The 14189-nt window shown below is 72.8% G+C and carries 14 protein-coding genes; 9 read left to right on the forward strand and 5 right to left on the reverse strand.

The annotated features are described in order from the left end of the window. Positions 1–6 precede the first annotated feature (6 nt). From OG711_RS00905 to OG711_RS00920, 4 genes are all read left to right on the forward strand, one after another. A complete protein-coding gene (locus OG711_RS00905; RefSeq protein ID WP_329558048.1) occupies positions 7–1035 on the forward strand; it encodes an NAD-dependent epimerase/dehydratase family protein in 1029 nt (342 codons plus the stop codon). Between the two features lie 48 nt (positions 1036–1083). After that, positions 1084–2112, forward strand: coding sequence for a dihydrodipicolinate synthase family protein (locus OG711_RS00910; protein WP_329558049.1), 1029 nt, complete (start codon positions 1084–1086; stop codon positions 2110–2112). Then, entirely contained in the window at positions 2096–3130 is a 1035-nt protein-coding gene (locus OG711_RS00915; RefSeq protein ID WP_329558050.1) for a hydroxyacid dehydrogenase, read from the forward strand. The genes OG711_RS00910 and OG711_RS00915 overlap by 17 nt, the downstream gene beginning before the upstream one ends. 150 nt (positions 3131–3280) lie before the next feature. After that, a complete protein-coding gene (locus tag OG711_RS00920) occupies positions 3281–4132 on the forward strand; it encodes a fumarylacetoacetate hydrolase family protein (RefSeq protein WP_073792546.1) in 852 nt (283 codons plus the stop codon). Positions 4133–4202: 70 nt separating this feature from the next. On the opposite strand, the gene OG711_RS00925 is transcribed toward OG711_RS00920, so the two are convergent. The 4 genes from OG711_RS00925 to OG711_RS00940 form a co-directional block, all read right to left on the reverse strand. Beyond that, the gene (locus OG711_RS00925; RefSeq protein ID WP_329558051.1) at positions 4203–5000 is read right to left on the reverse strand and encodes an SAM-dependent methyltransferase; all 798 of its coding nucleotides are present in this window, start codon (positions 4998–5000) and stop codon (positions 4203–4205) included. Positions 5001–5355: 355 nt separating this feature from the next. Beyond that, positions 5356–5637 carry a hypothetical protein gene (locus tag OG711_RS00930; RefSeq protein WP_073792544.1) on the reverse strand — a complete coding sequence of 94 codons (282 nt, stop codon included), beginning with the start codon at positions 5635–5637 and terminating at the stop codon, positions 5356–5358. After that, positions 5634–6323, reverse strand: coding sequence for a SigE family RNA polymerase sigma factor (locus OG711_RS00935; RefSeq protein ID WP_405638901.1), 690 nt, complete (start codon positions 6321–6323; stop codon positions 5634–5636). The genes OG711_RS00930 and OG711_RS00935 overlap by 4 nt, the downstream gene beginning before the upstream one ends. Next, positions 6311–7882 carry a sodium:solute symporter family protein gene (locus OG711_RS00940; protein WP_073792543.1) on the reverse strand — a complete coding sequence of 524 codons (1572 nt, stop codon included), beginning with the start codon at positions 7880–7882 and terminating at the stop codon, positions 6311–6313. Before OG711_RS00940 ends, OG711_RS00935 begins: the two co-directional genes overlap by 13 nt. 261 nt (positions 7883–8143) lie before the next feature. On the opposite strand from OG711_RS00940, the gene OG711_RS00945 reads away from it, so the two are divergent. The 4 genes from OG711_RS00945 to OG711_RS00960 all read left to right on the forward strand — a co-directional run bounded on the left by OG711_RS00945 (position 8144) and on the right by OG711_RS00960 (position 11959). Next, positions 8144–8371, forward strand: coding sequence for a DUF3311 domain-containing protein (locus OG711_RS00945; RefSeq protein ID WP_329563542.1), 228 nt, complete (start codon positions 8144–8146; stop codon positions 8369–8371). A gap of 172 nt (positions 8372–8543) precedes the next feature. Further along, entirely contained in the window at positions 8544–10703 is a 2160-nt protein-coding gene (locus tag OG711_RS00950) for a carbon starvation CstA family protein (protein ID WP_245876914.1), read from the forward strand. Then, positions 10700–10930, forward strand: coding sequence for a YbdD/YjiX family protein (locus OG711_RS00955; protein WP_399504305.1), 231 nt, complete (start codon positions 10700–10702; stop codon positions 10928–10930). The genes OG711_RS00950 and OG711_RS00955 overlap by 4 nt, the downstream gene beginning before the upstream one ends. A gap of 84 nt (positions 10931–11014) precedes the next feature. Beyond that, positions 11015–11959: a hypothetical protein gene (locus tag OG711_RS00960; RefSeq protein ID WP_329558052.1), complete on the forward strand. Its 945-nt coding sequence runs from the start codon at positions 11015–11017 to the stop codon at positions 11957–11959. A 138-nt stretch (positions 11960–12097) separates the two neighbouring features. On the opposite strand, the gene OG711_RS00965 is transcribed toward OG711_RS00960, so the two are convergent. Next, positions 12098–12991 (reverse strand): phosphotransferase enzyme family protein, encoded by an 894-nt coding sequence (locus tag OG711_RS00965; protein WP_329558053.1) that lies wholly within the window; start codon positions 12989–12991, stop codon positions 12098–12100. Between the two features lie 362 nt (positions 12992–13353). Between OG711_RS00965 and OG711_RS00970 the strand changes: the two genes are divergently transcribed. Beyond that, entirely contained in the window at positions 13354–14103 is a 750-nt protein-coding gene (locus tag OG711_RS00970; RefSeq protein WP_329558054.1) for an HAD-IA family hydrolase, read from the forward strand. Positions 14104–14189: the final 86 nt, after the last annotated feature.

Below are 14189 nucleotides of genomic sequence, written 5' to 3' on the forward strand. Positions count from 1 at the left end.
GAAGAGATGTTCACGAACGAGGCGGCGCTGGAGGAGCGCCTGGCCACCCCCTCCCCCGCCCTCGTCGCGGATCTGGCCCGGCTGGACGGCGATCTGCTGGTGCTCGGCGCGGGCGGCAAGATGGGCCCGAGCCTGTGCCGGCTGGCGCGCCGCGCGCTGGACGCCGCCGGACGCGGGGACACCACCGTGTACGCGGTGTCGCGCTGGTCGGACCGGGCGGCGGCCGAGGCGCTGGAGGCGGACGGAATACGGACCGTGGCGTTCGACCTGATGGACCCGGCGGCCGATCTGTCGGCGCTGCCCGACGCGGCGAACGTCGTCTTCATGGTCGGCGCCAAGTTCGGCTCCGCCGGGGCGCCCTCCCACGCGTGGGCGGTGAACGCGGCGATGCCCGACCGGGTGGTACGGCGCTGGCCGCAAGCGCGGATCGCGGCGTTCTCCACCGGCAATGTCTACCCGCTGGTCCCGGTCGCCTCGGGCGGCTGCGTGGAGGACGACCCGGTGGGCCCGGTCGGTGAGTACGCCATGTCGTGCCTGGGCCGGGAGCGGATCTTCGCCCACGCGGCGCTGACCCGGGGCACCCCGGTCGCCCTGATCCGGCTCAACTACGCGGTGGACCTGCGGTACGGCGTGCTCGCGGACATCGCCGGGCGGGTGCGGGCGGGCGAGTCCGTCGACGTGCGCACCGGGGCGGTCAACGTCGTCTGGCAGGGCTACGCGAACGAGGTGACCCTGCGGTCCCTGGCGCACGCCACCGGCGGTGACGCGTTCACCCTCAATCTGACCGGTCCGGAGACCGCATCGGTCCGGCGGCTGGCCGGGCTGTTCGGCGCCGAGTTCGGTACGGAGCCGCGGTTCGCGGGTGAGGAGTCCCCGACCGCGCTGCTGTCCGACGCGAGCCGCTGCCACCGGCTGTTCGGGTACCCGGACGTCTCCCTGGGCACCCTGGTCGCCTGGCAGGCCGACTGGCTGCGGCGCGGACTGCCGGTGTCCGGCAAGCCCACCAAGTTCCAGGTCCGCGACGGCAGGTTCTGACGCCCGCGGTATCCGTCCCGCCCTTCTCCCCCACGGAAAGCCACTGCCATGAACCCCTTGGAAATCCTCGCCCAGGGCACGGTGATACCGGCCCACCCGCTGGCGCTCACCGCCGGAACGACCCTCGACGAGCGCCGTCAGCGTGCCCTCACCCGCTACTACCTGGCGTCCGGCGCCGGTGGGGTCGCCGTCGCCGTGCACACCACCCAGTTCGAGATCCGGGAGCCGGGTGTCGGGCTGCTGCGGCCGGTGCTCGAACTCGCCGCGGACACCCTGCGGGCGGAGGCCGACCGGCCCTTCGTCAAGGTCGCCGGAGCCTGCGGGTACACCGCGCAGGCCGTCGCCGAGGCGGAGCTGGCCGCGTCGCTCGGCTATGACGCGGTGCTGCTGAGCCCGGCCGTGCCGGGCGCGGACGAGAAGGGACTCATCGACCGGGCCCGCGCGGTCGGCGAGGTACTGCCCGTCATCGGGTTCTACCTCCAGGAGGCGGTCGGCGGCCGGTATCTGTCGCCCGCGTTCTGGTCGGCGTTCGCGGACCTGCCGTCCACGGTCGCCGTGAAGACCGCCCCGTTCGACCGGTACCGCACCGCCGATGTGATCCGGGCGGTGGCCGCCTCGGACCGCGCCGACGAGGTCGCCCTGTACACCGGCAACGACGACGACATCATCGGGGACCTGCTCACCTGCTACGACACCCCGGGCGGACGGCGCTGGTTCGCGGGCGGACTGCTCGGACAGTGGGCGGTGTGGACCAGGGCGGCCGTCACCCTGCTGACGGACGTCCGCCGGGCACGCGCCGGTGACCACGAGGCCATGGTGCGCTGTCTGGCCCGGCGGCCGGAGCTCACGGACGCCAACCAGGCCGTGTTCGACGTACGCGGTGGGTTCCGTGGCTGCATCGCCGGGGTGCACGAGGTGCTGCGCCGCCAGGGGCTGCTCGCGGGCACCTGGTGCCTCGACCCGGAGTCGGCGCTCTCGCCCGGACAGACCGAGGAGCTGACCCGGGTGGCGGCCGCGTACCCGTGGCTCACGGACGACGACTTCGTGAAGGAGCACCTCGATGACTGGCTCCGCTGAGCCACCCGCCGGGGGCGCCGGTCGCCCCCGGGTCGTGGTGAGCGTCCCGCCGCCGCTGCGCGCGCAGTTGTTCTCCCCGGCGGTCTGGGACCGGCTCGCGGCGCGTACCGAACCGGTCGTCCTCGACGGCCACACCGACCGGGACGCGCTGGCCGCCGCGCTCCCGGGGGCCCGAGCGCTGATCACGTCCTGGGGCAGCCCCCGGGTGGACGCGGGGCTGCTCGATGTCGCGGACCGGCTGGCACTGGTCGCCCACACCGGTTCCGCGGTCGCGCCGTACGTCACGGAGGAGGTGTTCCGGCGGGGGGTGCGGGTCACCCAGGCCGGGGACGCGATGGCGCGGCCGGTCGCCGAGGTCGCGCTGGCGTTCACCCTGTCCCTGCTGCACCGGGTGCACCGCTTCGACCACGCGCTGCGGACCGGCGCCGACTGGGACACCGCGAGCGCTGCGCCGCCCCGGCACGAGGTGCACGGCAGCGGGATCGGGGTGATCGGGGCGTCCCGTACGGGCCGGGCGTACATCGCGCTGGCGCGTGCCGTGGGCGCCCGGGTGTCGGTGGCCGACCCGTATCTGGACGCGGCGGACGCCGAGGAGCTCGGCGTCCGGCTGCTGCCGTTGGAGGAGCTGTTGGAGCGCAGCCGGATCGTGGCGGTGCACGCCCCGGCGACGGAGGAGTCCCGGCATCTGCTGGGCGCGCGGCGACTGGCGCTGATGCCGGACGGCGCGGGCCTGGTGAACACGGCCCGCTCCTGGCTGGTGGACGAGGACGCCCTGCTCGCCGAGGTGCGCTCGGGCCGGCTGGACGCGGCGATCGACGTCTTCGACGCCGAGCCGCTGCCGGTCGGGCATCCGCTGCGCGCCCTGCCCAACGTCCTGCTGACGCCCCATCAAGCGGCGGGTACCGTCGAGTGCCGACTGCGGATGGGGGCGAGCGCCGCCGACGAGGTGCTGCGGCTGCTCGACGGAAAGCCGCCACTGCACGCGGTGAGCGCACGGGCCCTGGCCCGGCTGCACTGAACCCCGTGGGACCGTTCCCAGGGGCGGTCCGCACCTCGTTCGCCGCACACGCCCCGCCCCGTTCCGGTCCGCGGCACGCCCCATGCGATCCGGTTTCCCCGTCCCTCCCCGACTCGTCCGCCTGTGACACGACCTTCGGAGATCCCCGTCATGCGTCTGATGCGCGTCGGCGAACCCGGCCATGAGAGCCCGGTGCTCGCCGCCCCCAACGGCCACTACTACGATCTGTCCCCCCTCACCGCCGATATCGACGGCGCGTTCCTGAACCGGCTCCTCGACGATCCGTCGCTCGTCCCGGCGGTGCCCGCACAGCTGCCCCAGACCGAGATCCACGGCCGCCGGATCGGGGCGCCGATCGCCCGGCCCTCGGCGGTGCTGTGCGTCGGGCAGAACTACGCGGCGCACGCCGCCGAGTCCGGGGCCCGGCCGCCCGAGCAGCCGATCCTCTTCTACAAGTCCCCGAACACGGTCGTCGGACCGTACGACGACGTGCTGATCCCGCGCGGTTCGCTGCGGACGGACTGGGAGGTGGAGCTGGCGGTGGTCATCGGCCGGCGCGCCTCCTATCTGGCCTCGCCCGAGGAGGCGCTGGCCCATGTCGCCGGGTACGCGGTGACCAACGACGTGTCGGAGCGGTCCTTCCAGCTGGATGTGTCGGGCGGGCAGTGGTCCAAGGGCAAGTCGTGCGCCACCTTCAATCCGCTGGGTCCGGTGCTGGTGACCGCCGACGAGGTGGGCGATCCGCAGGGCCTGCGGCTGCGGTCCTGGGTGAACGGCGAGCCCCGGCAGGACTCGAAGACCTCCGACATGATCTTCTCGGTGGCCCGGATCGTCCACCATCTGTCGCAGTACCTGGTCCTGGAGCCCGGTGACCTGATCAACACGGGCACGCCGGAGGGCGTCGCGCTGTCCGGACGGTTCCCGTACCTCGGTGCGGGCGATGTGATGGAGATGGACATCTCCGGACTGGGGCGGCAGCGCAGCGAGTTGCGTCCCGCGTAGGGCCGCCGATGCCGCGGAGGGCGGGACCCGGGGCGCTCCGGGTCCCGCCCTCCGTACCGGCGCTCGCGGGCTACGGCTTGCGGCCCACCGCGCCGTACGCGTCGACGGCGGGCGCGGCGGCCTCGTCGGGATCAGGCCGCCACGCGGTGACCGGGACGATGCCGGGCTCGACCAGTTCCAGACCGTCGAAGTAGGACGCGATCTCGTCCACCGGGCGGACGTGGTACGGCACCGCGCCGCTGGAGTTGTACGCGTCCGACGCGGCGACCATGCCGGGGCTGGTGGCCGTGCAGTCGCTGATGACGAGGTAACTCCCCGACGGCAGACCGGACATCAGCTCGGCGACCAGGGCGCGGGCCCGCACAGGGTCGTCGACATGGCCGAGGGTGTTGAGGATCATCAGCGCCACGGGCTGCGAGAGGTCGAGTGTCTCGCTCGCGTCCTCCAGCACGGTGGCGGGCGCGTACAGATCGGCGTCGAGGTAGTCGGTACGGCCCTCGTCCGTGCTGGTGAGCAGCGCACGGGCGTGGGTGAGGACGAGCGGGTCGTTGTCGACGTACACGATCCGGGCGTCCGGCGCGACGCGCTGCGCCACCTCATGGGTGTTGTCGGCGGTGGGCAGTCCCGTACCGATGTCGAGGAACTGGCGGATGCCCTGTTCGCCCGCGAGGTACCGTACCGACCGGCCGAGGAAGTGCCTGCTCGTACGGGCCACATCGACGAGACCGGGGAAGATCTCCATGATGTGGTCACCGATCTCCCGGTCGACCTCGTAGTTGTCCTTGCCGCCCACGAAGTAGTTCCAGAAGCGCGCCGAATGCGGCTTGGTGGTGTCGATCCGCGCGCGTATTTCCGCTGCTGCGCGCATGGATGCACGGTCGGACAAGGGGGTGCCTCCTCAAGGGACGTGGAGCGGACAGCTCACCACCGCCCGCGCGCCGGGACGGACCGGCCTGAATACGCGTTCCAGCCATACGAAACAGGCGTACGGGCTTGCGATTCGGTCAGTATGGCATGGCCTGTTGTGCGCTGCCGGGTTCATCACGAGCACGGGATCGACGGGCCGTGGGTGATGCCCCGCCGGTCGGCGGGGAGGGGACGGGGGGCGGTCGTACCCGTCGGCGGACGGGAGGTCCGGCGGTCGTTTCGTGAGCCTTCCGGTGCGGTCGGACCGGTGTGCGGGGTTCCGGTTCCCCGGGGTGGTGCGAGGGCAGGCGGGCGGGTCAGCTTCCGGGGGCCAGTACCGGGGCGCTGGGTACGGACTTGCGGGGGTCGTCGTAGATGGCGCCGGGGCCGGAGGGCGCGTTGTTGAGGACCCAGAGCCCGGCCAGGGTCGCGAGGGTGAAGACCACGGCGATCAGGACGGCGAGCACCAGCCTGCGGCGGCGCTCGCGGCGCAGCCACTCGCCGCGGACGGTGCGGTAGGCGTCGGGAGCGGGGCGGACCTCCCGCGCGAGGGCGTCGAACGCCTCACGCAGCCGCCGTTCGGTGTCGGGGGTGCTCATCGGCGGGCCTCCATCGCCTTCGTCAGGGCCGCGATCCCGCGTGCGGTATGGGTCTTCACCGAGCCCGCGGAGATGCCCATGGCGTCCGCTATCTCCGCCTCCTTGAGCCCCATCCAGTGCCGGAGCACCAGGGCCTCGCGCTGGCGGGCGGGCAGTTCCCGGACGGCGGCGATGAGGACCCGCTGGTCGTCCTGGAGCAGTGCGTCGTGCTCGGCGGAGGCGACGGGTTCCTTGGCCGGTGCGGGGGCCTCGGCGTGCCGGCGCACGGTCTGGAGGTGGCGTATCCGCATCCGGGTCAGATTGCAGACGACGGAGCGCAGATACGCCTCGGCGCGTTCGGGGTTCCGGAGCCTGCGCCACTTGCGGTACAGCTGGTAGTACGCCTCGGCGACGATGTTCTCCGGGTCGTCGGCGCCGAGCAGCGAGGCGAGCCGGAGCATGGATGTGTAGTGCCGTGCGAAGAGCGCGGCGAGGGCGATGTCCCGTTGCGGATCGGTGCCGTCCCCGACCGGGGTGCCCGCGGCAGGCATACCGGGGGTCGCGGGGCGGGTGTCCGCGGCCGGGCCGGTCGGGGCGCCGCCGCCGACGGCGGCGCGGTCGGCGGTTCCGTGGCCGGTGATCTCGTGGTCGGTGGCCCCGTGGTCACCGAGGGACAGGGCCCGGGACTCCCGTCTCATCCGTCGCATGTGCTGCTCGCTCCTGTTCCGGGGCGGCGCCTGAAGACCAGGCCGGGCGGTAGGGCGGTGGTGTCGGTGCCGCGGGGGACGCCGAACCGGTGGAGGACGGGGGTGAGGGCCACGGCGACGGTGAGGTTGACGAGCAGCGCCGCGAGTCCCGCGTAGACCTCGATGACATGGCCGGTGGGTCCGAGCGGTACGACCGGTGAGAATCCTTCCTGGACCACCATGACCGTACCGGCGGTCATGCCCACGGCCCAGCCCGTGAACAGCGCCCGGGGGTGCAGCCTTCGGGTGTAGAGGCCGATGGCGACGGCGGGGAAGATCTGGAGTATCCATACCCCGCCGAGGAGCTGGAGGTTGATGGCGGCCTGGTCGCGCAGTCCGTAGACGAAGCCGACGGCGCCGACCTTGGCGACGAGGGAGACGTTCCGGGCGATCCGCACCTGGCGTTTGGGGGTCGCGGTGGGGTGGACGTACTCGACGTACACATTGCGGACGAAGGAGGTCGCGGCGGCCACCGACATCACGGCCGCGGGGACGAGCGCGCCGACGGTGATGGCGCCGAAGACGAGTCCGGCGACGGCCGGCGGCATCAGCTGGTCGACGAGGAGCGGCACGGCGACCTCGGCGCCGCCGGCCGTGACCCGTATCCGCTCGGCGACGGCGGCGATGCCGAGCAGTCCGAACAGGGCGAGGACCGCGATCCAGGCGGGCAGACCGATCGTCACCCGGCGCAGGGTGTCGGGGCTCTTCGCGGCGAACGCGGCGGTCAGCATGTGCGGGTACATCAGGACGGCGAAGGCGGAGCCGAGGGCGAGGGTGGCGTACGCGGCCTGCTGATGCGGGGTGAGCAGCAGGGCGGCGTCACCCGCGCCGCCCTCGGTCATATGGCGGGCGGCCCGTTCGAAGACGGCTCCGGGGCCGCCGAGGTCGTCGAGCACGAGCCAGACCGCGACGATGACCGATCCGAAGACGGCGACGCCCTTGAACGCGGCGATGACGGTCGGGGCGCGCAGTCCGTAGCGGTAGGTGGCGACGGCGAGTCCGGCGAACAGGGCGATCATCGCGAGGTCGGCGCCCAGGGCGTCGGCGTCGATCCCTCCGGCGGCGAGGATCGCGCGGATGCCGAGGACCTGCAACGCGAGGTAGGGCATGGTCGCGAGGATGCCGGTGAGGGCGACGACCAGCGCGAGCGGCGGGGAGCCGTAGCGGCCGCGGACGAAGTCGGCGGCGGTGATGTATCCGTTGCGGGCGCAGACCGACCAGAGCCGGGGCAGCAGGACGAAGGCCAGTGGGCAGGCGATGATCGTGTACGGGATGGCGAAGAACGCGGGCGCGCCGTTGCCGTAGGCGAGGCCGGGCACCGCGGTGAAGGTGTACGCGGTGAAGAAGGTGCCGCCGATCAGCAGCCAGGACCAGCCGGTGCCGAGTCCGCGGTCGGCGAGGGCCCAGCCCTCCAGCGAGGGCAGTCTGCCGGTGGGGTGGAAGCGGCGGGCGGCGACGGCGAGCAGCGAGGTCGCGGCGATGACGGCGAGGAACGCGACGAGCGTGCCGCCTTCGTTCATCGTCCACCGTCCGTACCGGGCACCGGTCCCGGGGCGAACGCCCGGGCCGGTCCATGCTGTTCCGTCGCGACCCCCTGTCGCGTCCTGTTGCGTGAGTGTGACGGGCGGATCACGTCGGGGCACGGGAATCCGTGGAAGATCCGTCCGAAAATCCACCGCCGATCGCTGTCAACCGGACCGGGGGTGTCGGCAACTCTTCCACAGACCGGTGTGGTGGCGGGAGCGAGGGAGCACGGAGGGCCCGTGGCACAGGACAACGGCATGTGGCGTTCCGGCCGTTCCGCGGTACGGCGGGCCGCGGCGGCCTGCTGTCTGCTCGCGCCCGTGGTCGCGCTGGTCTGGGTGCCCTGGTACGCGGGCGCGCGCCCGGATCTGGCCGGGGTGCCGTTCTTCTACTGGTACCAACTGGCCTGGGTGCCCGGGTGCGCGGTGTGGCTGCTGGCCGCGTATCTGCTGACCCGGGGAACCCGGGGCTCGCCGGACGTGTGAGCCGTCGCGGGACCCGTGGGCGGGCCGTCGGCGGCGGCCGGGGCCCGTGGGTACCGCGCGGCGCTTCGCGTGTCGTGTGCGAGTGCGGCCGGGCGCCCGGCCAGGTGGTACCCGTAACGCTCGACGCAACCCCCTTATGAGAAGCGAACCCCTGAGAAGAGAAGGACTCACCGTGCCACAAACCCTCGTGTCCCCACCGCGGTTCCGTCCCAAGTCGGTGCTGGTCTGGACCCTGGTCGCGCTGGTCGGCGCGGTCTCCTGGGGTGTGCTCGCGCTCTCCCGCGGGGAGGAGGTGTCGGCGATCTGGCTGCTGGCGGCGGCCCTCGGCTCGTTCGCGATCGCCTACCGTTTCTATTCGAAGTTCATCGCCGACCGGGTGCTGAGGCTGGACGACGGCCGGGCCACCCCGGCGGAGCGGCTGGACGACGGCGTCGACTACCAGCCGACGGACCGGCGGGTGCTGCTGGGGCACCATTTCGCGGCCATCGCCGGGGCGGGGCCGCTGGTCGGTCCGGTGCTCGCGATGCAGATGGGTTATCTGCCGGGCACGCTGTGGATCGTCGCGGGTGTCATCTTCGCGGGCGCGGTGCAGGACATGGTGGTGCTGTTCCTGTCGATGCGCCGGGACGGCAAGAGCCTCGGGCAGATGGCCCGGGACGAGCTGGGCAGGGTCGGCGGGGCGGCGGCCCTGCTGGCGGTGTTCGTCATCATGATCATCCTGTTGGCGGTGCTGGCGCTGGTCGTCATCAACGCGCTCGCGGACTCGCCGTGGGGCACCTTCTCCGTGGCGATGACGATCCCGATCGCGCTGTTCATGGGTTTCTATCTCCAGATCCTGCGGCCGGGCCGGGTCGTCGAGACCTCCCTGATCGGTGTGGCGCTGCTGCTGCTGGCGATCCTGGGCGGCGGCTGGATCGAGCACTCGTCGCTCGCGGACACCTTCACGCTGAGCCCGACGACGCTGGTGTTCTGTCTGGTCGGGTACGGGTTCGTCGCGTCGGTGCTGCCGGTGTGGATGCTGCTGGCGCCCCGTGACTATCTGTCGACGTTCATGAAGATCGGCACGATCGTGCTGCTCGCGGTCGGGGTGCTGGTCGCGACGCCGCATCTGAACGCCGAGGCGGTCACGTCGTTCGCGTCGTCCGGCGCGGGTCCGGTGTTCGCGGGCTCGCTGTTCCCGTTCCTGTTCATCACCATCGCGTGCGGGGCGCTGTCCGGGTTCCACGCCCTGGTGGCCTCGGGGACGACCCCGAAGCTGATCCAGAAGGAGTCGCAGGTCCGGATGATCGGGTACGGCGCGATGCTGATGGAGGCGTTCGTCGCCGTCATGGCGCTGATCTCGGCCGCGGTGCTGGACCCGGGGCTGTACTACGCGATGAACGCGCCCGCCGGACTGCTGGGCCCGACGGTGGAGTCCGCCTCGCAGGCGGTCGCCGGGCTCGGGTTCACCATCTCGCCGGAGGAGCTGACGGCCGCGGCGAAGGCCGTGGACGAGAGCACCCTGGTGGCCCGGACCGGTGGTGCGCCGACGCTTGCCGTGGGGATGTCCCAGATCTTCTCGGACGTCGTCGGCGGCGAGGGGATGAAGGCGTTCTGGTACCACTTCGCGATCATGTTCGAGGCGCTGTTCATCCTGACGACGGTCGACGCGGGGACCCGGGTCGGCCGCTTCATGCTCCAGGACATGCTCGGCAATGTGTGGAAGCCGATGGGCCGGGTCAACTGGAAGCCCGGTATCTGGCTGGCCAGTGCGGTGGTCGTCGCCGGTTGGGGCTACTTCCTGTACGTCGGCGCCACCGATCCGCTCGGCGGGATCAACCAGCTCTTCCCGCTGTTCGGTATCGCCAACCAGCTGCTCGCGGCGATCGCCCTGACCGTCGCCACCACCCTGCTCATCAGGTCCGGGCGGCTGCGCTGGGCGTGGGTGACGGGGGTGCCGCTGGCGTGGATCGTCACGGTCACCCTCACGGCGAGCTGGCAGAAGGTCTTCTCCGCCGATCCGCGGGTCGGGTTCTTCGCCCAGCGCGAGCGGTTCTCCGACGCCATCGACGCCGGTGAGGTGCTGGCGCCCGCGAAGTCCATGGACGACATGCACACCGTGGTCACCAACTCCACGGTCGACGGGGTGCTGATCATCCTGTTCGTCGCGCTGGTGCTGACCGTCGTGGTGAACGCCGCGGTGGTGTGCGTCCGGGCGGTCCGCTCGCCCGGTTCCACGGTGTCGACGGAGACCCCGTACGTCGCGTCCGCGATCGAGACGCCGGAGTCCCGTCCCCGGACCCCGGCGGGCGCCGGGACGGGCGGCGGGAGCGGCCCGGGGGCCGGACGGTGAGCGGGGCGCCCGGCGCCACGGCTCCGGAACCCGTCGGGGGTCCCCTGCGTCGAGCATCACGGTGGGTTCTCTGGTATCTACGGGAACTGACCGGCGAAGCCCACTACGACCGGTACTGCGCGCGGTACCGGGAGCACCACCCCGGGGCACCCGTGCCCACGCCCCGGGAGTACCAGCGGATGCGGACGGCCCACCAGGAGGCCAATCCGCAGTCGAGATGCTGCTGATCGGACCCTCATCGCTCTGACCCCCATCCATGAACGGGCGCCGCGCACGGCCGCGCGGCGCCCGGCATCCACCTAGGACACGCGATGCTGCGACGAAGCACGGCGGTACGAATACGCCCCGAGCTGGACGACTACGAGCTGAGCCAGGCGCTCACCGACATCCGTGCCCCGCACCAGCTCCAGGGATTCGGCGCGGACCGTACCCGGCCCGCCTGGCAGCCGGTGGCCGATCTGCTGGACGCCACCGGCACGGACTGGGACCGCAGGACCCACCGGGTGTCCGTGCTGTCGCGGGTGCTGTCCCCCGCCGCGGTGGACCACTGGAGGAACTACGCGCCGGACAGCGTGGACGCGGTGGTGATGCGGGCGTGTGTGCAGGCGGTACGGGCGGCGCCGGGTTCCGTCAAGGAGGTCGGACAGGCGCAGACGAGCTGTGTACGGGCCGCGCACATCCATCCGGGGGACCCGGCGGCGCTGATCGCGCTGCTGGAGCTGATGCGCGAGCGCGGACTCCCGACCCGGCGGGCCTCCCCGATCTGGCGGGAGATCATCCGCCGTGACCCGGGCAACCGCGGCGCCCACCATGTGGTGCTGCGGTACCTCTCCCCCCGGGCGCACGGTTCGGTGAGCGATGTGACCACCTTCGCCTGGCACGCGGCGTCCCACGCGCCGCCGGGTTCCCCGCTGGCGCTGCTGCCGCTCGCGGCGCGCGCCGAGCATTTCGCCCACGCCCTCGACAGCGGCGGGACGAAGGCGCTGGGGGCGCACCGGATCTGGCACGAGAAGGCCGCCGCCAGTGAGCTGGACCTCGCGCTGCGGGGCTGGTTCCACACCGCGCCCGCGCCCCACGCGGCGGCCGTGTCGGACCTCAATATGCTGGCGTTCGCCCTGGTGAAGGCGCGGTGGCTGCCGGACGCGGCCCGGGTCTTCCAGCGGTTGGGGCCGCATATGACGATGTTCCCGTGGGACACCATGGAGGACCCGGTGAAGTCGTTCACCTACTGGCGGCAGCGGACCGGCGCGGTCTGACCCCGGCCGCCGCCGCGCGGGCCGGTGCGGCGGGCCGCACCGGGTGCCGCCACCGGTCCTGGCCGGCGCGAGCGTTCTCGCGCACAGGCCGTCCGGGCGGGCGGGTCGCCGGGTCCGGGCCGGAGCTGTCGCGCGTCCTCACGCGACCTCCCCCTTCACCAGCAGGTCCAGTGTGCGCCGCCCCCGTGCGGTGACCTCGTCGTCGCCGTTCGGCGGACCCCAGGCGAGGGCGCCGACGGCGTCGAGCGCGGCGAAGCACCGCAGCGCGTGGCGCTCGGCGGGGCCGGGCCTGCGGCCGTAGCCGGTGAGGAAGGCGGAGCGCAGCGCGGGGCGGTCCGCCCAGGGGCCGGTGGCGAGCCGGACGAAGTCCTGGACGGCGGGCGCGAACCGGGACCGCTCGAAGTCGATCCAGACCGCGCGGCCCGCCGCCGACCACAGCAGATTGCCGGGCTGGGCGTCACCGTGCACGAAGGCGAGCGGCAGCGGGCCGCTGGTGGCGAGATCGGCCACGAGGGCGCGGAGCAGGGCGCGTTCGCGGGCCGTCACCAGTCCCCCACAGCTGTGCAGACTCCGTTCGAGCCGGTCGGGGGCGCCGTCCCGTTCGGCCTCGGCCTCCGCGCGGCGGGGCGGGGTCAGGTCACCGGCGGTGTGCAGTCGGGCGAGCAGCGCGCCCGACTGCCGGTACGCCTCGCGTTCCTCGGTGGGCGGCAGCCGCAGATCGTCCATCGGGCGGCCGGGGACGGCGGTGAGGAGCAGCGCGAGGTGGTCGGCGCTGGAGTCCAGCAACTGGGGTGCGCCGCCGGGCGGGAGGGCGGGCAGGGCGTGCCGGTAGGCGAAGGTCTCCGCCCGGTAGGCGGTGGCGCCGCGGGCGGTCTTGAGGATGAAGCGGGTGGTGCGGTCGGGGCGGGCGAGTTCCCAGACGCGGCAGGCGGACGGCCCGGTCCCGGAGACGTCCCGGACGTGGTCGAAGGGTCCGATGACCCGGCGCGCCCAGGATTCGAGGGCGTAGGGGAGTTGATTCAGCAGCCGCATGCGCACCGCCTCGGGGACCGGCGTGGGGAACGCGCACGCGGACCTGACGGCGCGTCAACAGCGGATACTCCGTCCGGCCCGGGTACGGGCCGGTACTCGAACGCCGTGTGAAGACCCGAACGGGCGGGCACAGGATGCATGGTCTCTCCCTGATCCAGAAGCGGTGGTTCCTGACGCAAGCACAACGCACCAGATCAAGAACGCGTCACGCTCACTTCCGGACGATTCTTCGGCCGAAAGCACGATCCGCGGGGCATCGTCCGCAGGGGCACTTGATGGGAGGGCCCGTGACGCGGCGTTCGATTCACCCTGGCGGGGGGGGCACCACTTCGGGGGATCGCGGTGCGTGATATCCCTACGGGATGAATGATGTTCCCGCGCGCCCCGGGGCGACCGGTCCCGCGCCAGGCCACGACAGCACCGGGACGGGCCCGTCCGCCGCACCCGCTCCGCGGTCCGTACCCGCCCCCCGTACGGGCCCGGCGCCTCCCTTCGACGCCGTGCTGTGCGACGTGGACGGGGTGATTCGGCACTACGACACCGATGGGGTGACCCGGCTGGAGCGCGCCGTGGGACTGCCGGAGGGCACCACCGCGGCGGTCGCGTACGCCCCGCACAACGATCTGCCGCTGCTGCTGGGCCGGATCTCCCGGGAGCAGTGGGGGGAGTCGATCGCCCGGGAGCTGACCGGGCGGGTGGGGGCGCCGGACGCGGAGCGGCTGGCGCGGGAGTTCGTCCGGGCGGACTTCCACGCGGACCCCGTGGTGGTGGATCTGCTGCGCCGGGTGCGGGAGCGCTGTCCGCTGGTCCTGGTCACCAACGCGACGGTGTGGCTGGACGCGGATCTGGCGCGGCTCGGGCTGACCGGTCTGGCCCATCAGGTGGTGAACAGCTCACTGGTCGGGGTCGCCAAGCCCGACCCGCGGATCTACGGGATCGCCGCCGAGCGGGCGGGAGCGGCGCCCGCGCGCTGTCTGTTCGTCGACGACCGGGAGGAGAACATCGAGGCGGCGGTCGCCCTCGGGATGACCGGGCATCTCTTCCGGGACGCCGCCGGTCTGCGGGCGGCGCTCGCCCCGGTGACCGGGGCCGGGCCGTCGTCCGTCCTCTGAGGACCGCCGTGCCGCGGACACGTCCGGGACGGCGGGAGTCGTCCCGTCGCCCCGAACAGGGGTCGCCGCGCGTGGGGCGCGGCAAC

Origin of the sequence: Streptomyces uncialis, from assembly GCF_036250755.1 — a bacterium.
Taxonomy (GTDB): domain Bacteria; phylum Actinomycetota; class Actinomycetes; order Streptomycetales; family Streptomycetaceae; genus Streptomyces; species Streptomyces uncialis.